The 26,188-nt window shown below is 68.6% G+C and carries 24 protein-coding genes; 10 read left to right on the top strand and 14 right to left on the bottom strand.

Translation table 11 applies throughout. The features are described 5' to 3' along the window. Positions 1–3: 3 nt before the first annotated feature. Positions 4–576 (bottom strand): DUF1190 domain-containing protein, encoded by a 573-nt coding sequence (locus FHY09_RS08460; RefSeq protein ID WP_166926106.1) that lies wholly within the window; start codon positions 574–576, stop codon positions 4–6. A gap of 211 nt (positions 577–787) precedes the next feature. Between FHY09_RS08460 and ilvD the strand changes: the two genes are divergently transcribed. Continuing rightward, positions 788–2,620, top strand: coding sequence for a dihydroxy-acid dehydratase (ilvD, locus tag FHY09_RS08455; protein WP_166926105.1), 1,833 nt, complete (start codon positions 788–790; stop codon positions 2,618–2,620). Between the two features lie 3 nt (positions 2,621–2,623). Here ilvD and dinG read toward each other — a convergent pair whose 3' ends face one another. The 3 genes from dinG to aroE form a co-directional block, all read right to left on the bottom strand. Then, positions 2,624–4,726 carry an ATP-dependent DNA helicase DinG gene (gene dinG, locus FHY09_RS08450; protein WP_166926104.1) on the bottom strand — a complete coding sequence of 701 codons (2,103 nt, stop codon included), beginning with the start codon at positions 4,724–4,726 and terminating at the stop codon, positions 2,624–2,626. Positions 4,727–4,864: 138 nt separating this feature from the next. Next, complete coding sequence (locus FHY09_RS08445; protein WP_456362745.1) at positions 4,865–5,227, bottom strand: hypothetical protein; 363 nt, start codon at positions 5,225–5,227, stop codon at positions 4,865–4,867. Positions 5,228–5,230: 3 nt separating this feature from the next. Continuing rightward, positions 5,231–6,073 (bottom strand): shikimate dehydrogenase, encoded by an 843-nt coding sequence (gene aroE / locus FHY09_RS08440; RefSeq protein WP_166926102.1) that lies wholly within the window; start codon positions 6,071–6,073, stop codon positions 5,231–5,233. A gap of 67 nt (positions 6,074–6,140) precedes the next feature. Between aroE and FHY09_RS08435 the strand changes: the two genes are divergently transcribed. Beyond that, entirely contained in the window at positions 6,141–7,013 is an 873-nt protein-coding gene (locus tag FHY09_RS08435; protein ID WP_166926100.1) for a tolB family protein, read from the top strand. 11 nt (positions 7,014–7,024) lie between these two features. Here the strand turns inward: FHY09_RS08435 and FHY09_RS08430 are convergent, their stop codons facing one another. From FHY09_RS08430 to FHY09_RS08420, 3 genes are all read right to left on the bottom strand, one after another. Then, entirely contained in the window at positions 7,025–7,306 is a 282-nt protein-coding gene (locus tag FHY09_RS08430; protein WP_166926098.1) for an SHOCT domain-containing protein, read from the bottom strand. 32 nt (positions 7,307–7,338) lie between these two features. Then, a complete protein-coding gene (gene hemB, locus FHY09_RS08425; RefSeq protein ID WP_166926096.1) occupies positions 7,339–8,328 on the bottom strand; it encodes a porphobilinogen synthase in 990 nt (329 codons plus the stop codon). Between the two features lie 103 nt (positions 8,329–8,431). Beyond that, positions 8,432–8,680, bottom strand: a complete 249-nt coding sequence (locus FHY09_RS08420; RefSeq protein WP_166926094.1) for a hypothetical protein — start codon at positions 8,678–8,680, stop codon at positions 8,432–8,434. A gap of 182 nt (positions 8,681–8,862) precedes the next feature. On the opposite strand from FHY09_RS08420, the gene FHY09_RS08415 reads away from it, so the two are divergent. After that, a complete protein-coding gene (locus FHY09_RS08415) occupies positions 8,863–9,270 on the top strand; it encodes a hypothetical protein (RefSeq protein ID WP_166926092.1) in 408 nt (135 codons plus the stop codon). Positions 9,271–9,339: 69 nt separating this feature from the next. Here the strand turns inward: FHY09_RS08415 and FHY09_RS08410 are convergent, their stop codons facing one another. The 4 genes from FHY09_RS08410 to FHY09_RS08395 form a co-directional block, all read right to left on the bottom strand. Then, the gene (locus FHY09_RS08410; protein WP_166926090.1) at positions 9,340–11,133 is read right to left on the bottom strand and encodes a DUF885 domain-containing protein; all 1,794 of its coding nucleotides are present in this window, start codon (positions 11,131–11,133) and stop codon (positions 9,340–9,342) included. Positions 11,134–11,250: 117 nt separating this feature from the next. Continuing rightward, the gene (locus tag FHY09_RS08405; RefSeq protein WP_166926088.1) at positions 11,251–11,751 is read right to left on the bottom strand and encodes a cytochrome c oxidase assembly factor Coa1 family protein; all 501 of its coding nucleotides are present in this window, start codon (positions 11,749–11,751) and stop codon (positions 11,251–11,253) included. 36 nt (positions 11,752–11,787) lie between these two features. Further along, on the bottom strand, positions 11,788–14,013 hold the full coding sequence (locus FHY09_RS08400) for a S9 family peptidase (protein ID WP_166926086.1): 2,226 nt from the start codon (positions 14,011–14,013) through the stop codon (positions 11,788–11,790). A gap of 100 nt (positions 14,014–14,113) precedes the next feature. Then, a complete protein-coding gene (locus tag FHY09_RS08395) occupies positions 14,114–14,749 on the bottom strand; it encodes a glutathione binding-like protein (RefSeq protein ID WP_166926084.1) in 636 nt (211 codons plus the stop codon). 111 nt (positions 14,750–14,860) lie between these two features. On the opposite strand from FHY09_RS08395, the gene FHY09_RS08390 reads away from it, so the two are divergent. Both FHY09_RS08390 and FHY09_RS08385 read left to right on the top strand, forming a co-directional pair. Next, entirely contained in the window at positions 14,861–15,475 is a 615-nt protein-coding gene (locus FHY09_RS08390; RefSeq protein WP_166926082.1) for a TIGR00645 family protein, read from the top strand. A gap of 168 nt (positions 15,476–15,643) precedes the next feature. Next, a complete protein-coding gene (locus FHY09_RS08385; protein ID WP_166926080.1) occupies positions 15,644–16,663 on the top strand; it encodes an energy transducer TonB in 1,020 nt (339 codons plus the stop codon). Between the two features lie 62 nt (positions 16,664–16,725). On the opposite strand, the gene FHY09_RS08380 is transcribed toward FHY09_RS08385, so the two are convergent. The 3 genes from FHY09_RS08380 to FHY09_RS08370 are packed head-to-tail and all read right to left on the bottom strand — an operon-like array spanning position 16,726 to position 20,167. Continuing rightward, complete coding sequence (locus FHY09_RS08380) at positions 16,726–17,910, bottom strand: ABC transporter permease (RefSeq protein WP_166926077.1); 1,185 nt, start codon at positions 17,908–17,910, stop codon at positions 16,726–16,728. Next, complete coding sequence (locus FHY09_RS08375; RefSeq protein ID WP_166926075.1) at positions 17,907–18,653, bottom strand: ATP-binding cassette domain-containing protein; 747 nt, start codon at positions 18,651–18,653, stop codon at positions 17,907–17,909. The genes FHY09_RS08380 and FHY09_RS08375 overlap by 4 nt, the downstream gene beginning before the upstream one ends. Next, positions 18,650–20,167, bottom strand: a complete 1,518-nt coding sequence (locus FHY09_RS08370) for an alpha/beta hydrolase (RefSeq protein WP_166926073.1) — start codon at positions 20,165–20,167, stop codon at positions 18,650–18,652. The genes FHY09_RS08375 and FHY09_RS08370 overlap by 4 nt, the downstream gene beginning before the upstream one ends. A gap of 135 nt (positions 20,168–20,302) precedes the next feature. On the opposite strand from FHY09_RS08370, the gene FHY09_RS08365 reads away from it, so the two are divergent. The 5 genes from FHY09_RS08365 (at position 20,303) to FHY09_RS08345 (ending at position 26,131) form a co-directional block, all read left to right on the top strand. Continuing rightward, on the top strand, positions 20,303–21,199 hold the full coding sequence (locus tag FHY09_RS08365; RefSeq protein WP_166926071.1) for a LysR substrate-binding domain-containing protein: 897 nt from the start codon (positions 20,303–20,305) through the stop codon (positions 21,197–21,199). Positions 21,200–21,295: 96 nt separating this feature from the next. Further along, complete coding sequence (locus tag FHY09_RS08360) at positions 21,296–22,492, top strand: CoA transferase (RefSeq protein ID WP_166926069.1); 1,197 nt, start codon at positions 21,296–21,298, stop codon at positions 22,490–22,492. Next, entirely contained in the window at positions 22,489–23,421 is a 933-nt protein-coding gene (locus FHY09_RS08355; RefSeq protein ID WP_166926067.1) for a hydroxymethylglutaryl-CoA lyase, read from the top strand. The genes FHY09_RS08360 and FHY09_RS08355 overlap by 4 nt, the downstream gene beginning before the upstream one ends. Before the next feature lie 68 nt (positions 23,422–23,489). Then, on the top strand, positions 23,490–24,830 hold the full coding sequence (locus FHY09_RS08350) for a GntT/GntP/DsdX family permease (RefSeq protein WP_166926065.1): 1,341 nt from the start codon (positions 23,490–23,492) through the stop codon (positions 24,828–24,830). A gap of 41 nt (positions 24,831–24,871) precedes the next feature. After that, a complete protein-coding gene (locus tag FHY09_RS08345; RefSeq protein ID WP_166926063.1) occupies positions 24,872–26,131 on the top strand; it encodes an OprD family outer membrane porin in 1,260 nt (419 codons plus the stop codon). Positions 26,132–26,188: the final 57 nt, after the last annotated feature.

The following is a 26,188-nucleotide window of genomic DNA, read 5'->3' as shown; positions in this document are numbered from 1 at the left end:
GGATCAGCCGCCGAAACTGTTGGAACTGCGGCGCGCGCTGGTGCCGCCGAACCCCGCACGCGACGCGGTGACAGCGCGGTTCGGCGTGGCGCTCACCGGCTGCAGGCCGGCCTTGCCGGCACCGATGCCGCTGGCCGTGTTCAGGCCACCGGTACCGCCAGGAGCGGGACGGGCCCAGCCGGCATTGCGGTCCTGGAACGCCGGGCTCGCCGCAGGGGCCTGCTGCGCCAGGCCAGCGCGACCGCTGTTCATCATCTGCGACATGAAGAAGCCCATCATCATCGGACCGATGAACGAGGTGCCCGCCGACGTGCGCTGCTCCTGGCACTGCTCGGCCGGATACTCCTTCGCACACGCCTCCTTGCTGGCGTATTTCGGTGCGGCATCGGCCGACTGCTGCTGCGCGGCGGCGAAGGCATTGCGGCACGCCGACGGATCGGCAGTGGCTTCGGTGCACGCTTCAACCGAGGTATACAGGCCTTCCTGCACCTGGACCTGCTCCTGCTTCTGGCAGGCGGTGAACAGCAGCGGCGCAGCGCTCATCAGCAGCAGTGCGGTGGTGCGGGAACGTTTCATGGCCTCATGCCTCTCGTGCGTATCAACGCTGCAATGATGCCGCATCGGCGCGTGCAACCAAAGTCGGCACAGCCGCAAACATGAACGGCAGCCGTGGCGGCGCGGTCTTCCCGGCCTACTGCGCCCGGGCTGTGGTTGCAGCAGCAACCGAAAAAAATGGCGATGATCCCTCCACCCCCCTGTCTTCACGGCTCGCCCGTCACTGCCCGCCATGCCCGAATACCGTTCCCGCACCTCCACCGCCGGCCGCAACATGGCGGGCGCCCGCGCCCTGTGGCGCGCCACCGGCATGAAGGACGGCGATTTCCACAAGCCGATCATCGCCATCGCCAATTCCTTCACCCAGTTCGTGCCCGGCCACGTGCACCTGAAGGACCTCGGCCAGCTCGTGGCGCGCGAGATCGAACAGGCCGGCGGCGTGGCCAAGGAGTTCAACACCATCGCCGTGGATGACGGCATCGCGATGGGCCATGACGGCATGCTGTATTCGCTGCCCAGCCGCGAGATCATCGCCGACTCGGTCGAATACATGGTCAACGCCCACTGCGCGGATGCCCTGGTGTGCATCTCCAACTGCGACAAGATCACCCCCGGCATGCTGATGGCCGCGCTGCGCCTGGACATCCCGGTGATCTTCGTTTCCGGCGGGCCGATGGAGGCGGGCAAGACGCGGCTGTCCGGCCACAAGCTGGACCTGGTCGATGCGATGGTGATCGCCGCCGATGCCGGCGCTTCGGACGAAACCGTGGCCGAGTACGAGCGCAGCGCCTGCCCCACCTGTGGTTCGTGCTCGGGCATGTTCACCGCCAACTCGATGAACTGCCTGACCGAGGCCTTGGGCCTGTCGCTGCCCGGCAACGGCACCACGCTGGCCACGCACGCCGACCGCGAGCAGCTGTTCCGACGCGCCGGCCGGGTGATCGTGGAGCTGTGCCATCGCTGGTATGGCGGTGAGGATCCACGTGCGCTGCCGCGTGGCATCGCCACGGCGGCCGCGTTCGGCAATGCCATGACGCTGGACATCGCCATGGGCGGCTCCACCAACACGATCCTGCACCTGCTCGCTGCGGCGCGCGAAGCCGGAGTGGATTTCGACCTGGGCCATATCGATGCGCTGTCACGGCGCGTGCCGCAGCTGTGCAAGGTAGCGCCGAACACGCCCGACTACCATGTCGAGGACGTGCACCGCGCCGGCGGTGTGTTCGGCATCCTCGGCGAGCTGGACCGCGCCGGCCTGCTCGATACCTCGGTGCCGACGGTGCACAGCGCCACGCTGGCCGATGCCCTGCAGCGCTGGGACGTCACCCTCACCGCAGATCCCCAGGTGCATGCGTTCTTCGCAGCGGGGCCGGCCGGCATCCCCACGCAGACCGCCTTCAGCCAGAGCACGCGCTGGCCCTCGCTGGACCTGGACCGCGCGGGCGGCTGCATCCGCTCGCTGGCCCATGCCTATTCGCAGGATGGCGGGCTGGCGGTGCTGCGCGGCAATCTGGCGGTGGACGGCTGCGTGGTGAAGACCGCGGGCGTGGACGCGTCCATCCATGTGTTCGAAGGAACCGCACGCGTGTTCGAGAGCCAGGACGCGGCCGTGGCGGGGATCCTGGACGATGCCGTGCAGGCCGGCGATGTGGTGGTGATCCGTTACGAGGGACCCAAGGGCGGCCCCGGCATGCAGGAGATGCTCTACCCGACCAGCTATCTGAAATCGAAGGGGCTGGGCAAGCAGTGCGCGCTGCTCACCGACGGACGTTTCTCCGGCGGCACCTCGGGACTGTCGATCGGCCATGTTTCGCCGGAAGCCGCCAGCGGCGGCCTGATCGGTCTGGTGGAGGACGGTGACCGCATCCGTATCGACATCCCCGCCCGGCGCATCGACCTCCAGGTGGACCAGGCCGTCCTGGCCCAGCGCCGTGCCGACGCCGATGCACGGGGCTGGACGCCGCGCGCACCGCGCCCACGCAAGGTCACCAGCGCGCTGAAAGCCTATGCCCTGCTGGCCACCAGCGCAGACAAGGGCGCGGTGCGCGACACCTCGCTGCTGTGAGGGTCAGCCGATGGTGCGCTTGAACGGCGGCAGCGAATCGATGATGCGCTTGCCGTAACGGCGGGTGAGCAGCCGCGAGTCGAGGATGATCACGCGGCCGGTGTCGGTGGAGGTGCGGATCAGGCGGCCGGCGAACTGGGTCAGCGTGCGCAGCGCATGCGGAATGGCGATCAGGTTGAAGGCGTTCAGACCGCGCGCCTCGAACCACTCGCTCAGCGTGGCCGTCTGCGGATCGGTCGGCACCGCGAAGGGCACCTGGGTGATCACCACGGTCGTGCACGCTTCGCCCGGAAGGTCCAGGCCTTCACCGAACGAGTTCAGTCCGAACAGCACCGAACCCTCGCCGGCCGCTACGCGGCGCAGGTGTTCGTCGATCAGCCGGGTCTTGGACATCTCGCCCTGCACCAGCACCTGCTTGCGCTTGGCGGCCGGCATCAGCGTGGCCACCTTCTCCATCTTCCAGCGCGAGGTGAACAGCACCATGGAGCCTTTCTTCCAGTCCAGTTCCTTGCCCAGGTAGCGGGCCACTTCGCGTGGATGGCCCTCGCGGTCATCGGGCGTGACCGGGAACGGCGGCACGATCAGTTCGGCCTGGTTGGGCAGGTCGAACGGCGAGGACAGCGAGACCATCTCCGCTTCGGCGGGGATGCCGTTGTCGATGGCCAGCGACTGGAAATCACCGCCACCGGTGAGCGTGGCCGAGGTCATCACCACCGAATCCACTTCATCCCACAACAGCTTGCGAAGCACGTGCGCGGCCGATACGGGCGAGCCGTGCAGCACCAGGTCGCCATCACGGGTGGCCGTGATCCAGCGCGCCATCGGCGGTGCGCCTTCGCGGTCCTCGCGGCGCCACGCCTGCCACAGGTTGTACTGGCCCTCGATCATCTCCAGCGCCATGCCGAGCGTGCGCTGCAGCCGCTCGCGGCCGGCATCGTCCGGCTTGCCCTTGGCCACCTGGCTGTTGGCCGCATGGGCCCAGTTGTAGAGGCTGCGCGTGTCATCGGCGAGGGCTTCGATCGGCTCACGCCAGGCCTCGGGCAGGCGCCCGTTGGCGGCGCGCCACATCGGTTCCTCGTCGGCGGGTGCCGGCATCCAGACCGCTTCGACGTGATCGCGGAACGCGCGCAGCTGCTTGGCCACGCCGGTGGCCACCTCGATGGCCTCGTTCGGCAGCAGGTTGCCCAGCCGGTCCTTGTCCACGGCGCGGTAGGCACCGGCGATGACGATCTGCAGCCGGCCCACGCGCTTGGCCATGTCATCCAGCGCCAGGCTGGCCGCGCCCTGGTCGATCGCCACGTTGCCGACATGGTGGCCTTCGTCCAGCACCAGCAGCATGTCCGAGGGCGGGGCGATCAACGGCTGCCCGTTGTCGCTCTCCCCTATGGACAGCGCCGACAGCAGCAGCGCGTGGTTGGTGACCACGATCTGTGCATCGCGCACGGTGGTGCGTGAGCGCAGTACCGCGCACTGCGCGGCGTAGGCGCAACGGCGTCCCGCACAGGCCGAGGCCGGCGTGGTGATGCGGCTGCGCAGCCCGGGGCTGATGGTCTCCGGCGCATTGTCGATGTCGCCGTCCCACGCACCGGACGTGAAGGCCGCCGTGAGCCGCGCGGCGATATCCATTTCAACCGGCGCCAGCGGCCGGTCGTACAGCACCTGGTCGTCCTCGAACATCCCGTTCTGCGCGCCCTCGCCCTGCGCTTCGGCGGCATTGCGCGTGCACAGGTAGCGCGTACGACCCTTGGCGAGCGCGATGGTGGCGTCCAGTCCGGTGGCCTTGAGGAAGTTCGGAATATCGCGCTCGACCAGCTGCGACTGCAGCGCCACCGTACCGGTGCTGATGACCAGCTTCTTCTTCGTCGCCAGCGCGATGGGCACGCCGGCGGTGAGATACCCCAGGCTCTTGCCGACCCCGGTCGGTGCCTCGACCACGCCCACGCCGCCACTCCGGGACAGCGCACGCGACACCACGCCGATCATCTGGCTCTGCGAGCGGCGGGTGGCAAAGCCGGGGGTGTTGGCCTGCAGCGCGGTGTAGGCCTTGCGGATCGCATCCTTGAGGCCATCGTCGAGCGTGCGGGGTGCGGCGACGGGTTCGGTCACGCCGGAATCTTCAATGCAGGATCAGGCTGCGTAGTGTCTCACGCCCGGCACGCCCGACTGCGGCGGCACGCTGAACCTGTCAGGCGCGGACCACAGACGGCCCGCGCGCGGCCGCTGCATGGGCGGCCGCCCGTGCGATCACGGCAATCCCGGCGGCGATGCCGTGGACAGGCGCATGGCGCGCGTCATCGCCCACACCACCAGCACCAGCCCGAAGGCATCCAGCAGCCCCAGCACCAGGCGCACCCCGCCGAACACGTCGCCGAGCGCGGCGACCAGGGCGAAATCGCCGGCCTTGAGCAGCCATACCGGCACCAGTGACGCCAGCATGTTGAGCACGCTGGCGCTGGCCAGCAGCACCAGCCCCGCCAAGGCACCGGTCCGCACCGGGCCCCGTGGGGCCGGGAACACCCACACCAGTCCCACGCACGCAGCGATCAACACGGGCAGGCGCATTCCAAGCGCGCCGAGCAGGGCGGAGAGCAGGTCCTGCGTCGGCACGGCTCAGTCCTGCCCGGCCAAGGGCGAAGCCGCGCGCAGGGTGGCGTACACCGCATCGGTCTGCGGGCGTACCTCATGCCACTGCTGGAAGCTCTCGGCGGCCTGCTCCACCAGCATGCCCAGGCCGTCGATGGCGTGGCGGCAGCCGGCCGAACGCGCCCAGGCCAGGAAGGCCACCGAGGCATCGCCGTAGTTCAGGTCCACTGCCGTGGTGAGCGAATTGACCAGCGACAGCGGCAGGGTGAACGAGGCCTCGCGGTCACGCCCGGCCGAGGTCGCGTTGATGATGAGTTCGAAGTCGCCGAGGTCGCGCAGGTCATCCCAGTAGCGGCTCAGCGCACGCCCCGGTTCACCCATGGCGTCGATCAGCGCATCGGCACGCTCCGGCGTGCGGTTGACCACCACCAGCTCGCGGATGCCCGCATCAAGCAGCGACGGGGCCACGCTGCGCGCCGAGCCGCCCGCACCCAGCAGCAGCACGCGGCGCCCACGCAGGTCCAGGCTGTGGCGATCGGTCAGGTCGCGTACCAGGCCGGCGCCATCGGTGGTGTCGCCGTGCCAGCGCTCGCCCTTGCGCAGCAGCGTGTTGACCGCACCGGCGCGGGTGGCGCGCGCGGTCAGCGTGGTGCACGCCGCGAAGGCGGCTTCCTTGTGCGGCAGGGTCACGTTGGCGCCGATCCCGCCCTCGGCCGCGAAGGCCTCCAGCGCGGCGGCGAAGTCGCCGGGGGCTGCGTCGATGGCGCGGTAATCCACCGCGATCCCTTCCTGGCGGCCGAACGCGGCGTGGATCTCCGGCGATCTGGAGTGGGCGACAGGGTGGCCAAAGACAGCGTAGCGATCGGTCATGGAATCCTCGTTCGTTTCAAAGAAGACGCCCTACACTGGGCGCCCCTGATGCGCATGGACCCGGACGATGCGAACCGCCCCGACCCTGCTGGTACTGGCTGCCAGTCTACTCTGCGCCCCCGTGGCGATGGCGTTGAGCGAATACGGCATCGAAGGCATGGGCGTGGTGTCCACCCGGGCCGCCGAGGGCCGTGCCAGCGTGTCACCGGACGGCCAGCGCATCGTGTTCGCCAGCGACCGTGCCGGCGGTGCCGGCGGCTGGGACCTGTGGCAGGCCTCGCTGCGGGAGGGCCGCTGGCAGTCCGCGCAGCCCCTGGCGCTCAACACCGCGCACGATGAGGTGGACCCGTATTTCAGCCACGACGGGCGCTGGCTGCTGTTCGCATCCAGCCGCGAGGCTGGCCTGGCGCTGTACCGCGCGCCGGTCTCCCCGAGCGGTGAGGTGGGCACGCCGGAACGGCTGCCGGGTGAGGCCGGTCGTGCACCCGAGCGCAGCCCGGCGCTGAGCGCTCAGGGCGACTGGCTGCTGTTCTCGCGCAAGGACGCCGAGGGCGGCTGGAACCTGCATGCGGCGCCGATGCAGCCGTCTGGACGCGGCACCGCGCGCGCGCTGGTGACCCTCAACACGGCCGCCGACGAGCGCAGCGCGGACTGGCTGGGCACGCAGGGGGCGGTGGTGTTTACGCGGCTCGAGGGCGATACCGCCCGGGTATGGCACGCGGCCTGCGCCTTCTCCGGGGCCGATGCGCGGCCGCTGGCGCTGTCGTTCAACACCGCCGAAGGCTTCACCGAAGCGCCGGTGGTGGACGCGGCCAAGCCGACCGAGCTGCTGGTGTCCAGTGGCAGCGCGCGTTCGCCGCGGGCCGGCGGCACCGATGTCTATCGGCTGGTCACGCCGCAGGCGCCGGCCACGCCGGGCTGCCTGCCTGCCGTGCGCTGAGGCGCAGACGCTCAGCGCGGGGCGGCGTGCTCGGCGAGCAGCCGCGAACGGGCCTGTTCGTAGTCCAGCTCGCTGAGCTTGCCGTCGTCCTTGCGCTGGTTGAGTTCGGCCAGGGCGTCCTGCAGCGCCTGCGGCAGCTGCTGCCGACGGGCCAGGGCAGCGGCGGCGGAAGGCTGTTCCGGAGGCCGCCGGCGTTCGCGTAGTGCGGCACGGGCCAGCAGCACGATCGCCAGCCCGAACACCAGCACGCCGATGATCCAGATCATCCAGTGGGCGGTTCCAAGGATCTCCATCGTGCTTCCCTCCTGTGTGCGGAGCGCTATTGTCAGCGCTCGCGCAGCCAGCGCGCCACCTGGGGCGCGAAATAGGTCAGCACGCCATCGGCACCGGCACGCTTGAAGCACATCAGCGATTCCATCACGCACGCACGCTCGTCCAGCCAGCCGTTGGCCACGGCGGCCTTGAGCATCGCGTACTCGCCACTGACCTGGTAGGCGAAGGTGGGCACGCCGAAGGTGTCCTTCACCCGGCGCACCACGTCCAGGTAGGGCATGCCCGGCTTGACCATCACCATGTCCGCGCCCTCTTCCAGATCCAGCGCGATCTCACGCAGCGCCTCGTCTCCGTTGGCGGGGTCCATCTGGTAGGTCTTCTTGTCCGCCTTGCCGAGACTGCCGGCACTGCCCACCGCCTCGCGGAATGGGCCGTAGAACGCGGAGGCGTACTTGGCCGAGTAGGCCATGATGCGGGTGTTGATGAAGCCGGCCTCGTCCAGGCCGCGGCGGATGGCGCCCACGCGCCCGTCCATCATGTCCGACGGGGAGATCACGTCCACGCCGGCACGGGCGTGGGAGACCGACTGCTTCACCAGCGCGTCCACGGTGATGTCGTTGAGCACATAGCCGCTGTCATCGATGATGCCGTCCTGGCCGTGCGTGGTGTACGGGTCCAAGGCCACGTCGGTCATGACGCCAAGCGTGGGGAAGCGCGCCTTCAGGGCCCGCACCGCGCGCTGCGCCAGTCCGTCATCGGCCCAGGCCGCTTCGGCGTCGAGCGATTTCAACGCCGGGTCGATCACCGGGAACAGGTCGAGCACGGGAATGCCAAGCTCGACGGCCTCTTCGGCCACATGCAGCAGGTCGTCCAGCGACAGCCGTTCCACGCCGGGCATGGAGGCGATCGGGGTGCGGCCGGCGCGCTCATGCACGAAGACCGGATAGATGAGGTCGTCGACGGTAAGGGTGTTCTCACGCATCAGCCGGCGCGAGAAATCGTCGCGGCGCATGCGGCGGGGGCGATAGAGGGGATGGGTCATCGCAGGCTCCGGAAACAAGCGCCGCATTGTACGCCCGCCCGGCCCGCCTCCCGCCCCCGGTGCGACCGAGGGTCGCAGGCCGGCATCCGGCGGGCCGCAGGCGTCAGATCACGCCGCCGCCAAGCCCCAGCCGGAAGATGCCGACGATGATGACGATGCCGTTGAGGAGCAGTCCGGTCCATGCGCGGCCGCGCTTGCTGGGGTGGGTGAACAGGATGCCGATCGCCGCGATCACCGCGCCCACCGCCGCGAACGGGATCAGGAACCAGTTGCCCCAACCCAGCAGGGGGATCAAGGCAACGACCATCCAGACCAGCGCGAACACGCCCCACAGCAGACTTATCAGACCCATGTCCCCCTCCCATGTCCCAAGGTGTGGCCCACCATAACGGTTCAGGCGTGGAGAGCAAGAGGCGCCACGGCTTGCCGCCCCACTCACCCGTCCGGTGCTAGCGTCAGCGTGACGGTGGCCAGGTTGGCGCCAATTCAGACGCTTGCCACGATGATCGGTTCCTTCCAACAGGGGTTGATGCCATGAAGATGCGAATTGCCGCACTGGCGGCGGTACTGCTGGCCGCCGCAGGCTGCGCCAGCACCTCGAAGGTGATGCTGGGCCAGGCCCGCGCGCCCATCGATCCGGCGCTGGTCCAGGTCTATTCCACGCCGCCGCCGGGCTCGGTGGAAATCGCCCAGCTCGAATCGGCCAGCGCGGTCGGCTTCGGCACCCAGGGCCAGACCGATGCGGCCGTGGCCCGCCTCAAACGCGAAGCCGCCGCCCTTGGTGCCAACGGCGTGGTGATCATGGGCGTGGGGTCCAGCGGCTCGCCGGTAGGCATGTCGGTAGGCGCGGGCAGCTTCGGCTCCCATGTCGGCGGCGGTGTCGGCATCGGCATTCCGACCACCCAGAAGCGCGCTGCCGGCGTCGCCATCTACGTGCCTTGAACATCCCCGCCGTTGAAGGGGACGGAAGGGGTCACGCCGGTGCTGGCCCGACCTGACCCCTGACCCGCATCAGCGCTTGACGAAGGTGTCCTTGACGGCCTTGCCCAGCTGGTCGGGCGGCAGCAGTCCCTGGTCCAGCAGGAAGTTGTTGAACGCCTGGCGGTCGAACGCCTCGCCCATCGCCAGTTCCGTCTGCATGCGCAGTTCGAGGATGCGCGTATAGCCGTAGAAGTAGCTGCCCGCCTGGCCCGGCATGCGCACCATGTAGCGGTCCAGCTCCTGGGTGGCCATCGCCTTGGACAGGCCCACTTCGTCCAGCAGCACGCGCTCGGCACGCGCCCGGTCGATCAGGCCGAGGTTGAGCATCGGATCGAGCATGGCGCGCGCGGCGCGCAGCAGGCGGAACTGCAGCGCGATCAGCTGGCCGTCCAGCGGTTCGTACGGCACCATTTCCGCTTCAGCGTACAGCGCCCAACCTTCCACGTTGACCGAATTGAAGGCGTACATGGTGCGTGCCAGGGAGATGCCGCGCTCGACCATGGCGGTGAACTGCAGCTCGTGGCCCGGTCGGCCTTCGTGCGCGCTGAGCGTCCAGGCCGCCGAACCGAAGTTGAAGTCATCGTACTGCGCGCCCTCGCCTGCGGCCGGGTTGCCCAGCGGCAGCACGAAGGTACCCTGCTGCCCGGTGTTGTTGACCAGCGGAGCGGGCAGGAAATGCGGCGCCGGGCTGGCCGCGCTCTCCGCTGCCGAGCCCAGCCGCATCTGCATCGGACGCTGCGGCACATCGACGATGCGGTGCTCGCGGATCAGCGGGTCGATCGCATCGATGACCTTGCGATAGTGGCCTTCGAGCTGATCGTTGGGAATGGTGTCCTGCTTCAGCGCGCGCACCACCGCGACCGGATCGGTCGGGTCGCCCACCTTCAAGCCCTTGGCCTGCACCACCAGCGGCGCGAGCGCGCGCATGGCCGAGCGGGTTTCCATGAACTCCAGCTGCGCGCGCTGCATCAGCACCTGCGGATCGATGTCGATGCCCACCTGCTTGAGCTGATAGGCATACAGCGGCGCCGGCAGGCGGGCATCCTCGCGCGCCTTCGGCAGCACGGTGCTGCGCGTCCACGCCGCGTAGTCCTTCATCTGCGTGGCGAGGGCCTGCATGGCCTCGTCCGCACCGGCCACCTGGTACTTCTTCAGCAGCGACTCGATGCCGCTGATGTAGGTCTCCACGTTGTCCAGCGACTGCTCGACTTCGATCTTCGTCGGCTGCAGCAGCGCGGTATCGCGCAGGCGTTCCTCATAGCGCTGGCGGGCCAGCGTGGTGAGGGCGGTGCCCCCCGGCTGCAGGCCGGCATAGGCTTTCAGGCGCTCCACGGCCTTGGCCCGGCGCTCGGCCGGCACCTGGTCGGAGAGCAGCAGGTTGAGCCCGCTGAAAATGGTCTGCGGGGCATCGGCCCACGGCAGCAGGTACTTCTCGTTGAGTTCGCTGCCCTCGATGTTCTGGGTGGCCGCGGCGATCATGATCTCCAGGTCCTGGCGGACGTTGGGATCCTTCTCGGCCGCCAGCTTCGCCTGCAGTTCGGTGCGCGCCTTCGCGGTCGCCTCGCGGTACCGCTTGCCGTTGTCGGGTCCGAAATCGGCCACCTTGTCATCGTAGCCGGGGACGCCGAAGAAGCCGGTCTGTTCGGGCTGGAACGGCCCCTGCGCGTCCAGCAGGATCTGCGCCAGTGCGTTGCTGCGGGCGACCCACGCCTGCGTCGGGGCCGGTGTCTTCGCGGCCGTGGCCGGGGCCGCCTGCGCCGGTGCGCTGGCCAGCAGCGGAGCGGCGCCAAGCGCAAGGGCAATGGCAAGAACGAGGGGCTTCATCACGCACTCCGGAAGATGGGCAGTGCCAGCACCCTACGCATTCGGCGCGGGGCCGGCAATGCGCCGGAGGTCACGTCGCCTGGCCTGCGGCACTCAGCGTTCCGGCGCCGGCGGCGGTCAGCGCCCCTCGGCACGGCAGTGCCCAAGCGCGCTTGCACCTGCGGCAGCGGTGTCATCCGGCGCGCTGAGATCGAAGGTCGTCCCTTCGCGGGCACGCACGTACATCACCGGATACTGCCACGTGCCCTGCACGCGCCTGCCCTCCACGAACAGCCGCCCTTCGCTGCGCGGGCCGTGCAGGCGGGCGCTGAGCAGGGCGGTACGCGTGCCATCACGCTGCGTGCGCAGCGTGCCTGTCGGCCTGCCGTCCAGCCGCAGGGGTTGCCCGAACGCAGCCACCAGCGCCGGCGCGCAGGCAGCGCGGCGCATCGCCTCGCGCACCGGGGGACTCACCGATGCGTCATCCTCCCAGCGCGCCAGTCCCCACCCGATGCTGCCGCCGATGAAGGCGATCCCTGCCATCACGCTCGCGGGCAGGGTCCAGCGCCAGTGCCGCCGCCAGAAGCCGGCCGGCCGCTCGGCCGCGCGGTGGCGGCCAGGTAGGGAGGGAGGCTGCACGGTGGGGCGCCTGGCCGGCTGCGGAGGGGCGAGCGGTCAGGGCGTGAGGCAGCGGCCGAGGAACGCTTCGGCCAGGCGGTAACGGTGCAGCGCATCGGCGCCGGACAGTCCGTGCTTAGCACCCGGATAGGTCATCAGCTCGAAGGGCTGGCCGCGCTTCTGCAACGCACTCATCAGGGCCGTGGAATTGCTGAAGAGCACGTTGTCATCGGCCATGCCGTGGATGAGCAGCAGGGGCGAGGTCAGTCCATCGACATGGGCCAGCACGCGGGCCGCCTTGTAACCGTCTTCATTGCGCGACGGCAGGTCCATGTAGCGCTCGGTGTAATGGCTGTCATACAGGCCCCAGTCGGTCACCGGCGCGCCGGCCACGCCGCAGGTGTAGCGGTTGGAGGCCTTGGCCAGCAGCATCAGCGTCATGTAGCCGCCGTTGGACCAGCCCTGCACGCCGATGCGCGCCGGGTCCACCCAGGGCTGGCGGGCGAGCCAGTCCATTCCACGCAGCTGGTCCTGCACTTCCACCGTGCCCTGGCGGCCATACAGCGCGCCGACGAAATCACGCCCGCGCCGCGGCGTGCCGCGGTTGTCGAGCGAGAACACCACGTAACCGTTCTGCGCCAGGTACTGGTTGAACAGGTGGTCGCCGCGCCCCGGCCACGCGTCGGTGACGGTCTGCGCAGCCGGTCCGCCATAGACATAGATGGCGACGGGATAGCGTCTGGACGGATCGAAACCGGCAGGCTTGATCAGGCTGTAGTGCAGCGTCGTGCGGTCATCGGCAGCGGTGAGCGTGCCGAATTCCACGGGCAGCTGCGCCTGGCGGAAACGCGCATATGGGTGGGCCGGGTCCTCAAGGTCGTTCTGCACCAGCGTGGCGATCTTCTCGCCGTTGGCACGGAACAGTTCGATCTGAGGCGGGGTGCGGGTGTTGGACCAGCTGTCCACGTAGACACTGGCGTTGCGGGCGAAGCTGGCGCTGTGCATGCCCGGCGCCTTCGACAGGCGCTGCGGCGACCCGCCCGCCAGCGCGACGCGGTAGATCTGGCTCTCGCGCGGGGAGGGGATGCCCGCGCGGAAGTACACCTGGCCGGCGGCTTCATCGATGGCCAGCAGTTCATCCACCGGCCAGTCCCCCTGGGTCAGCGCGCGGCGCTTGCCCGCCTTGTCCACGTGATACAGGTGCTGGAAACCGGACTGCTCGGATGACCAGAGGAAACCGCCGTCGTCAAGGAAGCGCAGGCTGTTGTGCAGCGGCACCCAGGTGCGGCTGGTCTCGGTGGCGAGCACGCGCTGCTGGCCCGAGGCGAGCACGGTCTCGACCAGCTCCAGGCGCTTCTGGTCGCGCGACTGGCGCTGGAAGCTGAGGTGGCCCGGATCGCGCCAGTCCACGCGCGCCAGGTAGATATCCTGCTCCCTGCCCAGGTCGATCCAGCGCGGCGTGGCGCCGTCCGCGGGCGCGATCACGCCCAGCTGCACGCGCACGTTGGGATCACCGGCAGCGGGGTAACGCTGCTCGATCACATCCGTGCGGTCGGCGTAGACCTCCGGGCGCTTCTGGACCGGTACGCCGCTTTCGTCGATGCGCGCGAAGGCGATGGCCGAATCATCCGGTGCCCACCAGTACCCGGTGTGGCGATCCATTTCCTCGTCGGCCACGAACTCGGCCACGCCGTTGCCGATGGTGGCGCTGCCATCGTGGGTGAGCTGGCGCGCCTTGCCACTGGCCAGGTCGATCACCCACAGGTTGCGCTTGCGGATGAAGCTGACGAAGCCGCCGCGCGGGGACAGCTTCGCATCGGTGGCGAAGCCTTCGCCGTGGGTCAGCTGGCGCACGGCATCGCGGCCCTGGCGATGCAGGTCATAGAGGTACAGTTCGCCGCCGAGCGGGAACAGCAGCGTGCCCGCATCCGGCGACCACTGGTAATCCACGATGCCGGTCAGGGCGGCGATGCGCTGCCGCTCGCGGCGCGCCTTTTCCTCGTCGCTGAGGGTTTCGGTGCCGGGCAGGACCACCTTCGAATCCACCAGCAACCGCGTCTGCCCGCTGGCGATGTCGTAGGTCCACAGGTCCAGCTGGTTGCGGTCCGCCTCCTTGCCGCGCAGGAAGCTCACCTGCGAACCGTCCGGAGCGACCTTCGGTTTCATCAACGTCGGGCCGGACAGCGGCTGTGAACCGGTGATGGCTTCGAGCGTGAGTTTCTCGGCGTGGACCGGGGCGGTGGTGGCGAACATCAGGGCAAGGGTGGCGAACAGGGGGCGCATGGACGGTTCCGGTATACGGCAATCCCAATCCTAACCCGAGGCACCCCCGCGCCGTGCAGCGCGGCAGGCCCCCGGGCCGTCCCGGCAACGCGTCCTGGACCTAGTTGACCACCTGCTCGCGTACGGCGTAAGCGCGCTGCGTGGCGGGACGCGCGGCGATCGCGCTGTGCCAGCGCTGCAGGTTCGGGAATGCGGCGTAGTCCACCGGCAGGGCCTCGTACGCGCCGATCCACGGATAGCAGGCCATGTCGGCGATGCTGTACGCGCTGCCGGCCAGCCATTCCCGCTCGGCCAGGCGCTTGTCCATCACCGCGTGCAGCCGCTTCACTTCACTGCCGTAGCGCTCGATCGCATACGGAATCTTCTCCGGCGCATAGACGTTGAAGTGGCCCATCTGCCCGCTCATCGGCCCCAGCCCGGCCATCTGCCAGAACAGCCATTCGAGGGTCTCCACGCGTTGGCGCGGATCGTCGGACAGGAACCTGCCGGTTTTCTCCGCCAGGTACAGCAGGATGGCGCCGGACTCGAACACGCTCTGCGGCGGCCCACCGTCGGCCGGTGCATGGTCGACGATGGCCGGCATCTTGTTGTTCGGGGAGATCGACAGGAAGGCCGGCTTGAACTGGTCGCCGGCCCCGATGTTCACCGGGTGCACGCGGTAGTCCAGCCCCGCCTCCTCCAGCATCAGGGTGACCTTGTGGCCGTTGGGGGTGGGCCAGTAGTGCAGATCGATCATGGTGCAGGCGCTCCAGACAGGATGTGGGTCGAGTGTAGTGGCCGGGGTGGCTTGGCACTGTCATCGGGGGCCAGTAACCTGCGCCCTCTCCTGCAACGCAGCATGCCGTCCATGACCCCCCAGCACCGCCCCAATCCCCTGTCCACGCTGATCTTCGCTTCGCGCTGGCTGCAGCTGCCGCTGTACCTGGGCCTGATCGTCGCCCAGTGCGTCTATGTGTTCCTGTTCGGCAAGGAGCTGTGGCACCTGATTTCGCACTCGGCCTCGATGGGCGAGCAGCAGATCATGCTGATCGTGCTCGGGCTGATCGACGTGGTGATGATTTCCAACCTGCTGGTGATGGTGATCGTTGGTGGCTACGAGACCTTCGTCTCGCGCCTGCGGCTGGAAAACCATCCCGACCAGCCGGAGTGGCTCAGCCACGTCAATGCCAGCGTGCTGAAAGTGAAGCTGGCGCTGTCCATCATCGGCATCTCGTCCATCCACCTGCTGAAGACCTTCATCGCCGCCGGCGCGCTGGAAGGCCTGCCCCTGTGCCCGCCGGAACTGATGAGCGCAGCGGCAGCAGCGGCCAATCTCGGCGAGGCCGCCTGTTCCACGCTGACCTCCACCGGCGTGCTGTGGCAGACGATCATCCACGGCGTGTTCATCCTCTCGGCCATCGGCATCGCCTGGACCGACAAGCTGATGGGCGGCAGCCACGTACCGGAGCGGCCGGCGCACTGAGCCGCGGCCGGATCGGCTTCCGGGCGGCCGGGCCCGCCCCTGCCCTGCGCCGCCCGGGGATGCTAGATTGCATCCCTGATGGGTCTGTCGACGGCGCCGGGAAACGCCACGCCCCTGCTTGGGGGACATCGCCAGGCCTCTTGCATCGTCATGTTCAAGGGGGATTGAATGTCGTACGCCAAGAAGTCTGTCGTTGCCCGTGCGCGCCTGGTGGCACCGGCCCTGTTGCTGATCACCCTGGCAGCCTGTTCGGGCAAGGATGAAACGGCCGCGCCGGCGGCCTCGGGCACGCCCGCCGCCAAGCCGGCTGCGCCGGCGGCACCCGCCGCGCCGGCAGTCTCGGCCCAGGTGCAGTCGATGGGAACCGCCGAGCTGCGCGAATCGGCCAGCCAGGCACTGCGCGACAACCGCATGTACGCCCCGGCCGGCAACAACGCCATGGAGTACTACCTGGCCCTGCGCGACAAGACCCCGGACGACGCCTCGGTGAAAAGTGCGCTGACCGACCTGCTGCCCTACACGCTGATCGCCGCCGAGCAGAACCTGGCCCGCGAAGACTTCGAGGAAGGACAGCGGCTGATCGCGCTGATCGAAAAGGTGGATCCGAATGCGCCCGCGCTGCCGCGCCTGCGCCAGGGCGTGACCCGCGGCGAGGAAGTGGCCGCATTGCGGACCACGGAAGAAGCCGAGCGCGCCAAGCGCGAGGCCGAAGCCAAGACCAAGCAGCAGGCCGAGCAGCGCACGCGCGAAGCCGAAGCGGCGCGCCAGATCGCCGCCCAGCAGGATGCCGCGCGGACAGACGCCCCGCGCCCGGCTGATACCGCGCGCGAGGACGCCGAGCGCCAGGCCGCTGCCCGCCGCGAAGCCGAACAGCGCCAGCAGCAAGCCGCTGCCCAGCAGGCCGCCGCCGCACGCCAGTCGACCGCTGCCGCACCCGCCCTGCGCCCGGTCAGCACGCCGGCGCCGCGTTACCCGACCGAGGCGCTGCGTTCGGGTACGTCCGGCGAGGTCCTGGTGGAAATCACGGTCGGCACCGATGGCTCGGTGACCAACGCGCGCGTGCTGCGTGCCACGCCGGCCCGGACGTTCGACCGCGAAGCCCTGAATGCCGTCAAGCGCTGGCGCTTTGAACCGGTCGCCGCGCCGGTGACCACCCGCCGCACCCTGGCCTTCTCCCCGGGCGGCTGACCGAAACCGCAGGAAGGGGACGGAGGGCGCGATCAACAACGTGATCCCCTCCGTCCCTTCTGTCAGCCGGAGATCGCCAGACGTTCCTGCTGGTAGCGGCGTACGGCGGCGAACCAGAGCAGGGCGGCCAGGCCGAGGTTCGCGCCCAGGTAGATCGCCCAGATCGTCGGGCTGATGGACTCGTGGCGGATCACCTTCAGCAACATCTGGTTCTGCGACAGGAACGGTACGGCGTACTGCCACAACACGCTCTTGAGCGGATAGGCCAGCAGCGCGTAGCTGGGCAGCATCGGCAGCAGGATCAGCCAGGTCATGTGGCTCTGCGCCTCCTTCATGCTCTTGGATGCCGCCGACAGGTAGGTCAGCAGCGAGGTACCGATCAGCAGCATCGGCACCATCACCAGCAGCATCTGCAGCATCGAGCCCAGGCCCATGTTGAGCTGGCGGCCCACTGCGCTGTCGGAAAGCTGCGCGCTCAGCTTGAACGCGGCCAGGGTCAGCAGCAGCGAGACGAGGCCCACCACGCACGCGGCGGCGATCTTGCCGCTGACGATCGCACTGCGCGTGGCCGGCGTGGCCAGCAGCGGTTCAAGCGACTGCCGCTCGCGTTCGCCTGCCGTGGTGTCCATCACCAGGTACGCACCGCCAAGGAAGGAGGTGATGATCAGCAGCAGCGGCAGCAGCATCGACAGCATCACGCCCTGCTTGGCTTCCGCAGACGCGAGATCCTGGATGCCGACATCAAGCGGTCGCGCGACCTGGGGATCGATCCCGCGGGCCATCAGGCGCAACGCCCCCACCTGGCCGCTGTAGGCCTGCAGTGCCGCCTTCAGGCGGGCCGTGGGCACATCCGCCGCGCGGCGCGTGCTGTCCTGCAGGATCTCCACCAGCGCCGGGCGTCCTTCGCGCCACTGCTCGCCGAACGCATCGCTGATCCGCAGCGCCACATCGATGCGCTGCTCGGCGATGGCCTCGTTGAGGTCTTTCGGCGCAGCGGTGGTGTTGAGGCCCTGCGCGGCCAGGAAACGCACCAGGTTGGGCGCATGCTCCACGCCGATCGCCGGAATTTCCAGCGGCTGCTCGATCTGCGATTTGACGCGGCTTTCGGCCAGCTTGCCCATGCCCAGGATCAGGATCGGGTACAGCAGCGGCCCCAGCAGCAGGGTGAACGCCAACGTGCGCCGGTCACGCGAGAGATCGCGCAGCTCCTTGCCCATCACGGTCAGCAGGGTGGATAGCGTACTCATGCGTGCAGGCCCTCTTCGGTACCGATCAGCGTGACGAAGGCATCTTCCAGGTTGTCCTGGCCCGCCTGTGCGCGCAGCTCGTCGGCGCTGCCGGCGGCCATCACCGTGCCCTTGGCGATGATCACGATGTGGTCGCAGAGTGCGGCCACCTCCTGCATGATGTGGCTGGAGAAGATCACGCAGCGTCCTTCATCGCGCAGGCCATGGAGGAAACGGCGCATCGCCCGGGTGGTCATCACGTCCAGGCCGTTGGTGGGTTCGTCGAGGATCACGTTGCGCGGATCGTGTACCAGTGCCCGCGCGATGGCGGTCTTGGTGCGCTGTCCCTGCGAGAAACCGTCAGTCTGGCGGTCCATGATCTCGTCCATGTCCAGCGCCTGCGAAAGTGCCTGCGTGCGCTTGGCGATGGTGCTTTCATCCAGCCCGTGCAGGCGGCCGAAATATGCGATGTTCTCGCGCACGGTGAGGCGCTTGTACACGCCGCGCGCGTCGGGCAGCACCCCGAGCCGACGACGCACCGCGGCCGGATCGGCCGCCGCGTCGATGCCATCGACGGTGACCCGGCCCTGGTCGGGCGTCATCAACGTGTAGAGCATGCGCAGGGTGGTGGTCTTGCCGGCGCCGTTGGGCCCGAGCAGGCCGGTGATCTTTCCGTCTTCCGCACGGAAGGTCACATCCTGCACCGCCTGGATGCGCCCTGCCTTGGTCTTGAATCCCTTGTTGAGGCTCTCGGCGACGATCATGGTTCCCATCCGTTGAACGAAGTGAACGCCGGCACGTGGCTCAGCGTATCCAGGCAGGTGGCATCCAGCGCCTTGGCGTCGGCGCTGTCGATGAACTGCCCCAGCAGGCGCGGCATGCAGCCGGCGTTGAACGTGCCGTGACCCTGGCCGCGGGCGACGATATGGCGGCCGTTGGGCAATCCCTTCAGCACCTGCTCGGCGTAGCGGGGCGGCGTGACCGGGTCCAGCTCGCCGGACAGCAGCAGCACCGGCGCGTCGGACTCCAACGGCGCCGTGCTGTCCGCCGCGGCCTTGTCGTGCGGCCACACCGGACAGGCGGCGAAGAACATCTCCGCCACGTGCGGGCCCACCAGGCGATCACCGCCGGCAGACGGCTGGTAGCGGTCCGCGTCTTCGCTGCAGATCACCGACCACTGCATGCCGCGGTTGAGCTGCAGGCCCAGCGAGCGGTTGGCGTTGCGGGCAAGTGCGGCAAGCGGTGCGTAGCGTCCCTGCGCCGCTTCATCCAGCACCACCGGCAGCAGCGAGGACAGTTCGGGCATGTACGAGAACGCGAACGCCAGCCCGATCACGCTGTCGGCGGTCAGCACGTCCCGACGCAGCTGTGCGGTACCGGGATCGCGGTACTCCACGGTCACCGGGGCGGCCGACAGAGCGTCCATCACGGTGCGCAGCTGGGTGCGCGTGTTGACTGGAAAACGCTTCGCACAGGCGGCGTCCTTGATGCATTCGGCCGCCTGCAGCACGATCGCGTCTTCGAAGGTATTGGCGAAGTCACCGCCGACCACCAGATCATTGGGTGCCACGCCGTCGATCACGATCGTACGCACGTGCTGCGGGTAGCGGGCCGCATAACGCTGCGCGACCCGGGTGCCGTAGGAGACGCCCACCAGGTTGACCTGGGCCGCGCCGATGGCCTTGCGCACGGCGTCCAGGTCGTCGATGGCCTGCGAGGTCGTGTAGAAGCGGGGGTCCGCGCGGCCCTGCAGTGACGCCGCGCAGGCGCTGGCGTAGTCGCGGAGGGTGGCCTGGTCGGGCACGGCGTTTTCGTCCAGCGGCAGCTCCTTGCCGTCCGGCCCCTGGCAGGTGAGCGGATTGGAGCCCCCGGTACCACGCTGGTCGATCAGGTAGATATCGCGCTTCTTGCGCGCCTGGCGCAGCGCGGTGCTGACCGGCAACGCCACGTCGGAGGCGGCCTGCCCCGGTCCGCCGGCAATGAAGAAGATCGGGTCGGCGGCCGCGCCCGGGTTGTCCGCGTCAAGCCGCGCGATGCGCAGGTCGATGCGCCGCCCCTGCGGCTGGGCCGGATTCTCCGGTACCGAGAGCGTGCCGCAGTGGGCTTCGACAGTGCTGCTGGCCGAGGCGCCGGAGAGCGTGCAGGGTTGGAAAACGATGGGCTGCGCTTCGGAGGCAGCGTCCCGCCCTACAGCCTGCGGCGTCGGCGCGGGGCCGCTGCAGGCCGCGCACACAAGACTGGCCAACACCCCGGCCAGCGTCAGGTGGTTTCTGGACATCTTCCTTGCTTCCCCTTGCTGATGATCATGCGGCAAGGACGGGGCCCCGCCGCGGTTGTGACCCAACTTACACGGAACCGGTCGCCGTACACTATCCACCGCCCCTGCCGAAGGTCCGCCGCCATCTCCCAGCCGATGTCCATCGACCGGATCAGCCTGACCACGCTGCGGTTGTTCGTGGCCGTGGCCGAGGAAGGCTCGTTGACCCGCGCCGCCGAACGCGAAGCCATCGCGACCTCGGCGGCGAGCCGGCGCCTGAATGATCTGGAGAGCGGGCTGGATGTCGCGCTGTTCACCCGCAACGCCCGCGGCATGCAGCTGACCCTGGCCGGCGAGAGCCTGCTGCAGCACGCACGCCGCATGCTGCTGGCGGCCGCGGCGCTGTCTTCGGAGCTGCTGGAATACCGGCGCGGCATCCGCGGCCACATCCGCATGCTGGCCAATCTGTCGGCCATCGTGGCATACCTGCCCGAAGCGCTGGAGCAGTTCTTCCTGAGCCATCCGGACCTGCGCATCGAGCTGGAAGAGCGGCCCACCGGCGGCGTGGTGCGCGGCATCCAGGAGGGCTGGGCGGAAATCGGCGTATGTTCCGGCGATGGTGAAGTGGGTGAACTGGCCACCCTGCCGTTCCGCCGCGACCGGCTGGTGATGCTGATGCGGCCGGACCATCCGCTGGCCGGTGCCGGTCCACTCGCCTTCGCCGATACGCTGCCGTTCGACCAGATCGCACTGCATGCGGAGAGCTCGATCTTCACCCGTTCGCAGATGGCCGCGCGCGATGCCGGCCGCCCGCTGCGGCGGCGCATCCACGTGCCCGGGTTCGATGCGATCTGCCGCACCGTGCAGGCCGGGCTGGGCATCGGCGTGGTGCCCGAGCCGGTGTTCGAGCTGTTCGGCCGGGCGATGCGCCTGCACATCGAACCGCTCACCGATGCCTGGGCACAGCGTGAGCTGAAGCTGGTCTGGCGCGGTGACCGGACGCTGTCCACCGCCGCGCAGCAACTGCTCGACCACCTTCGACTAAAGGCGTAGACGTTCGCAATACGCGAACGCTTTTTCGTCAGAAAGGCATGGCGCCTCCACGCTGTTGCACCCTACCCTGCGGATCGATTCCTGGGAGGGTTGATGATGACCGGTCCATTGCACGGCATCCGCGTTGTTGAATTCGGAACACTGATCGCCGCGCCCTTCGCCGCGCGGCTGTTCGCGGAGTTCGGCGCCGAGGTGATCAAGATCGAATCGCCCGAGGGCGGCGACCCGCTGCGCAAGTGGCGCAAGCTCCATGGCGACACCTCCCTGTGGTGGTCCCTGCAGGCACGCAACAAGAAGTCGGTGGCGCTGGACCTGAAATCGGCCGAGGGCGCGGATGCGGCGCGCCAGCTGGCGGCCAGCGCGGATGTGGTGATCGAGAACTTCCGCCCGGGCGGGCTGGAGAAACTCGGCCTGGGCTGGGACGTGCTGTCCGCGCTCAATCCGGACCTGGTCATGGTGCGTATTTCCGGGTATGGGCAGGATGGTCCGTACCGGGACCGGCCGGGGTTCGGCGCCATCGGTGAAGCGATGGGCGGCATCCGCTACACCACCGGCGACCCGAGCACGCCACCGGCGCGTGTAGGCATCAGCCTGGGCGATTCGCTGGCCTCGCTGCACGGGGTGATGGGCGCGCTGATGGCCCTGCTGCGGGTGAAGACCGGCCAGGGCGGCGGCCAAGTGGTGGACGTTTCGCTGGTGGAGAGCGTGTTCAACCTCATGGAAAGCCTGGTGCCGGAGCATGCGATGTTCGGCACCGTGCGTGAGCGCACCGGCGGTGCGCTGCCGGGTATCAGCCCGTCCAACACCTATCCCACCGCCGATGGCGCGTTCGTGGTGATCGCCGGCAACAGCGATCCGATCTTCCGGCGCCTGATGCGGGCCATCGGCCGGCCGGATCTGGCCGAGGATGCAGCGCTGGCCACCAATCCCGGCCGCGTGCAACGCAACGCCGAGCTGGATGCAGCCATCACCCACTGGACCAGCGGCATGGCGATCGACGCCGTGCTGGCCGCGCTGGAACAGGCCGAGGTGCCGGCAGGGCGCATCTACTCGGCCGCCGATATCGTGGCCGATCCGCATTACCGTGCGCGCGGCATGCTGCTGGAAACCACGCTGCCCGATGGCCAGCCGATCACTCTGCCGGGCATCGTCCCCAAGCTCTCGGCCACGCCGGGGAAGATGCAGTGGACAGGCCCGGCCCTGGGCGAGCACACCGATCAGATCCTGGCCGGGCTCGGCATGACCGCTGCTGCCATCGCGGCGGCCCGTGGCCGCTCGGGAGATACCGCATGACCACCGTCCGTCCCTTGATCGTGCAGGAAGTCTGCCTGCGCGATGGCCTGCAGATCGAGCCGGTGTTCGTTCCCACCGATGACAAGATCCGTCTTGCCGATGCGTTCAGCGCGCTGGGTTTCGCACGCATCGAAGTCAGCAGTTTCGTCTCGCCCAGGGCGGTGCCCGCCCTGGCCGATGCGGCCGAGGTGTTCGCTGGCATGCAACGCGCACGCGGTACTGTGTACGTGGCGCTGGTGCCGAACCTGAAAGGCGCCGAACGTGCGCTGGCCGCCGGTGCGGGCGAGTTGAACCTGGTGATGTCCGCCGGCGAAACGCACAACCTGGCCAACATGCGCATGACCGCTGCGGAGAGTTTCGCCGGCTTCGCGCAGATCGCCGCGCTCGCTCGCGGCCAGGTGCGGCTCAATGGCACCGTGGCCACCGCGTTCGGATGCCCGTTCGAAGGTGACCAGCCCGTGCCGAAAGTGCTCGATCTGGTGCGCCGATACCTGGATCTCGGCTGCACGGGCATCACCCTGGCCGACACCACCGGCATGGCCAATCCACGCCAGGTGGCGCGCTTGGTCGAGCAGGCATTGGCGATCGTCGGTGCGGGAGCGTTGACCCTGCATTTCCACAACACCCGCGGCCTGGGGCTGGCCAACGTCATCGCCGCCTACGATGCCGGCGCGCAACGCTTCGACGCCGCCCTCGGTGGACTGGGCGGCTGCCCGTTCGCGCCGGGTGCATCGGGCAACATCTGCACCGAGGACCTGGTGGCGATGTGCGAAGAAATGGGCATTCCCACCGGCCTGGACCTGCCCGCCCTGATCGCCCTGTCACGCACCCTGCCGGCCCTGGTCGGCCATGACACCGCCGGGCAGGTGGCCAAGGCAGGCCGCGTGGCCGACCTGCACCCCGCACCACCGGGCCTGCGCGCCCGCTGATCGAGCCTTCAATCCTGCAGTGGGCTGCGCCTGCTGTGCCGTTGCTGCTTTATTCCTGGGAGGGAATCATGCACGAGTGGTTTGTGCTGGCGAACGCGCTGTTCGCCATTCTGTTGATCGTCCTGTTGATCATCTATTTCAAGGTCAATCCGATGATCGCGCTGATCGCCGGCCCGTTGTATTTGGGCCTGTCATCCGGGCTTGGCTTCGGGGACACCATCGAAGCCATCACCGATGGTTTCGGCGAACTCATGGGCAAGATCGGCCTGTTGATCGGCTTCGGCGTGATGATCGGCGCGTTCCTGCACCGCATGGGCGCCTTCCAGCAGGTGGTCCGGCTGCTGGTGCGAACGTTCCGGCCCACGCAGATGCCGTATGCGTTCGCCACCATCCTCACCGCGATCTTCCCGCCGATCTACACCGACGTGCTGCTGCTGATGTCCGCGCCACTGGCGCGTGCCACGGCCAAGCGCATCGGCGGCGACGCGTTGCCGAAGATGGCGGGTGCGGTCGGGGTGGGCATCTACCTGGCGCTGACGATGGTGGTGCCGGGCGTTGCCGCGCTGGCGCTGTCAGCTGTGCTTGATGTGGACCTGGGCACGATGCTGGTCACCGGTCTGGCGATCGCCATTCCCACGGTGTTCCTGACCCTGTGGGGCTTCCATTTCCTGCTGCGCCGCCGTTTCTGGAACCCGGACACCGATGAACTGCCCGACGACCAGGCCCCTGCCGTGATTGCCGAAGTGCCCGAGCAGGGCCGCGATGCGGTGCCGCTGAAGCTTTCGCTGCTGCCGATCGTGGTGCCGCTGCTGATGATCGCCACCGGTGCGGTGGACCGCGCGTTCGGTCTGGACATTCCGGCGCTGGCTGCCATCGGCAACTCCACCTTCGCGCTGTTCTGCGGACTCGTGCTGGCGTTCGTCATCGCACGCTTCACCCTGCCCCCGGCCGATCGCAGCGGTGCGGTCACCGACGCCTTCAAGGAAAGCGGGCAGATCCTGCTGCTGACCGGTGTGGCCGGTTCGCTGTCGGCGGTGGTCGCCACCACGGGGCTGGGCGACATCCTATCCGGCTACTTCAGTGCCAACACCGCCGCGCCCCTGCTGCTGGTCTGGCTGGTGGCCGCCATGCTGCATATCGCCATCGGTTCGGTGTCCGCCTCGGCGATCACCGCCGCCAGCATGCTCGCCCCGGCACTGCATTCGCTGGATGTGCCACCGGTGCTGGTGGCGCTCGCCGCCGGTTCCGGGTCGCTGTTCCTGGTGCATGTGACCAGCAATACGTTCTGGCTGATGCAAACCACCTTCGGCATGACCCTGCGCGGCACGCTGAAGACGCTGAGCCTGCCGGTCTCACTGGCCTCGGTGATTTCCCTGCTGCTGATCCTCGCGGCCGGTGCGATCTTCTGAGCCGGCTTCTTCCACTCGTGTACGGCGGAGGGGCCGGACTCATGAACATCTCACGTACTGCTGTTTTCCTGGGTTGCACGCTGGCCGCCGTCCCGGCGCTGGCGGAGGAAGGGACCGGCTTCCTGGCCGGGGCCAGCGCCGAGCTCACCGCGACCAATTTCTACTACAACCGCGATTTCCGCAGCGGCGCGGGCCAGGGCAAGCGCGAGGAGTGGGCGCAGGGCGTCCTGCTTGACGCCAGGAGCGGCTATACGCCCGGCGTGGTCGGCTTTGGTGTGGATGTGCTGGGCCTGGCGGATTTCAAGCTTGACGGCCTGCAGTCCGAAGTGGGCACGGGCATCCTGCCTTACGATGCCGATGGCGCGCGTTCGGCGTTCGGACGCATCGCCCTGACCGGCAAGGCCCGGATGGGTCCTGCCGTGCTGCGCGCGGGCAGCCACATCACCTCCGACCTGACGTTGAAATCCAATACCAGCCGGGTGCTCCCACAGACCTTCGAAGGCGCATCACTGGGCGCGACGTGGCGCAACGGCATCGAACTGGGCTACTCGCGCTTTGACCGTTCCTGGTACCGCGATGGCACCGATCGCGTGGACCTGACCGTCACCAACAAGGACCGGCGGTTCAGCGGCACGCCGGATTCGGACGGCTTTGCGCTGTTCACCGCCTCGTGGGCGCCTGGCGAACGCTTCAAGCTGCACTACGAACACGGTGAACTGCGTGACATCTACCGGCAGCAGGTGGCCGCCGTGACCTTCAAGCAGCCGCTTGCGCTGGGCCGCCTGAGCACGGAGGCACGCTACTACGTGTCCGACGATGTGGGCCCGGCGCTGGCGGGCCGCGTGGACAACCGTGCCTTCAACGCGCTGGTGGCCTGGCAGCATGCCGGCCAGGAGGTCGCAGTTGCGTTCCAGGACATGCACGGTGACACGGCCATGCCATTCGTTGGCGGCACCGATGGCAACGTCTTCAACTGGACCTTCATCAATGACTTCATGGAGCGCGAGGAACGCAGCTGGCAGCTGCGGTACCAGCTCGACGGCAAGCAGATCAACGTGCCGGGCCTGAAGTTTCTGGTGCGCTACGTGAAAGGGGACAACGCGCGCCCGGCCACGTTCGATGGTGAGGGCCGGCAATGGCAGCGGGATTTCGAGATCGGCTATACGTTCCAGACCGAGGCGCTGAAGCATCTGTCCGTACGCTGGCGCAATGGCTTCTTCCGCTCCAACTATCAGCGTGACGCGGAAGAGAACCGGCTGATGGTGATCTACAGCGTGCCGCTGTGGGGTGAGAACGGGTAAGCCTTGGGCGGAGTATCGCTGTATCAGCTGTTGCGCTGTGGCACCACCCTGCCACGT

Source organism: Xanthomonas sp. 60, assembly GCF_011761925.1.
Note: the sequence above shows the minus strand (reverse complement) of the source record. Positions and strands in the feature narration are given on the sequence as shown.

Excerpts from the sequence above, each read along its gene's own strand:
- FHY09_RS08395 (WP_166926084.1), bottom strand. The coding sequence starts at position 14,749 with ATGATCGATCTGCACTACTGGCCCACCCCCAACGGCCACAAGGTCACC.
- FHY09_RS08380 (WP_166926077.1), bottom strand. The coding sequence starts at position 17,910 with ATGAGTACGCTATCCACCCTGCTGACCGTGATGGGCAAGGAGCTGCGC.
- FHY09_RS08385 (WP_166926080.1), top strand. The coding sequence starts at position 15,644 with ATGTCGTACGCCAAGAAGTCTGTCGTTGCCCGTGCGCGCCTGGTGGCA.
- aroE (WP_166926102.1), bottom strand. The coding sequence starts at position 6,073 with ATGACCGATCGCTACGCTGTCTTTGGCCACCCTGTCGCCCACTCCAGA.
- hemB (WP_166926096.1), bottom strand. The coding sequence starts at position 8,328 with ATGACCCATCCCCTCTATCGCCCCCGCCGCATGCGCCGCGACGATTTC.
- FHY09_RS08345 (WP_166926063.1), top strand. The coding sequence starts at position 24,872 with ATGAACATCTCACGTACTGCTGTTTTCCTGGGTTGCACGCTGGCCGCC.
- ilvD (WP_166926105.1), top strand. The coding sequence starts at position 788 with ATGCCCGAATACCGTTCCCGCACCTCCACCGCCGGCCGCAACATGGCG.
- FHY09_RS08415 (WP_166926092.1), top strand. The coding sequence starts at position 8,863 with ATGAAGATGCGAATTGCCGCACTGGCGGCGGTACTGCTGGCCGCCGCA.
- FHY09_RS08435 (WP_166926100.1), top strand. The coding sequence starts at position 6,141 with ATGCGAACCGCCCCGACCCTGCTGGTACTGGCTGCCAGTCTACTCTGC.
- FHY09_RS08410 (WP_166926090.1), bottom strand. The coding sequence starts at position 11,133 with ATGAAGCCCCTCGTTCTTGCCATTGCCCTTGCGCTTGGCGCCGCTCCG.
- FHY09_RS08370 (WP_166926073.1), bottom strand. The coding sequence starts at position 20,167 with ATGTCCAGAAACCACCTGACGCTGGCCGGGGTGTTGGCCAGTCTTGTG.
- FHY09_RS08430 (WP_166926098.1), bottom strand. The coding sequence starts at position 7,306 with ATGGAGATCCTTGGAACCGCCCACTGGATGATCTGGATCATCGGCGTG.
- FHY09_RS08460 (WP_166926106.1), bottom strand. The coding sequence starts at position 576 with ATGAAACGTTCCCGCACCACCGCACTGCTGCTGATGAGCGCTGCGCCG.
- FHY09_RS08400 (WP_166926086.1), bottom strand. The coding sequence starts at position 14,013 with ATGCGCCCCCTGTTCGCCACCCTTGCCCTGATGTTCGCCACCACCGCC.
- FHY09_RS08420 (WP_166926094.1), bottom strand. The coding sequence starts at position 8,680 with ATGGGTCTGATAAGTCTGCTGTGGGGCGTGTTCGCGCTGGTCTGGATG.
- FHY09_RS08355 (WP_166926067.1), top strand. The coding sequence starts at position 22,489 with ATGACCACCGTCCGTCCCTTGATCGTGCAGGAAGTCTGCCTGCGCGAT.
- FHY09_RS08390 (WP_166926082.1), top strand. The coding sequence starts at position 14,861 with ATGACCCCCCAGCACCGCCCCAATCCCCTGTCCACGCTGATCTTCGCT.
- FHY09_RS08360 (WP_166926069.1), top strand. The coding sequence starts at position 21,296 with ATGACCGGTCCATTGCACGGCATCCGCGTTGTTGAATTCGGAACACTG.
- FHY09_RS08365 (WP_166926071.1), top strand. The coding sequence starts at position 20,303 with ATGTCCATCGACCGGATCAGCCTGACCACGCTGCGGTTGTTCGTGGCC.
- FHY09_RS08375 (WP_166926075.1), bottom strand. The coding sequence starts at position 18,653 with ATGATCGTCGCCGAGAGCCTCAACAAGGGATTCAAGACCAAGGCAGGG.
- FHY09_RS08350 (WP_166926065.1), top strand. The coding sequence starts at position 23,490 with ATGCACGAGTGGTTTGTGCTGGCGAACGCGCTGTTCGCCATTCTGTTG.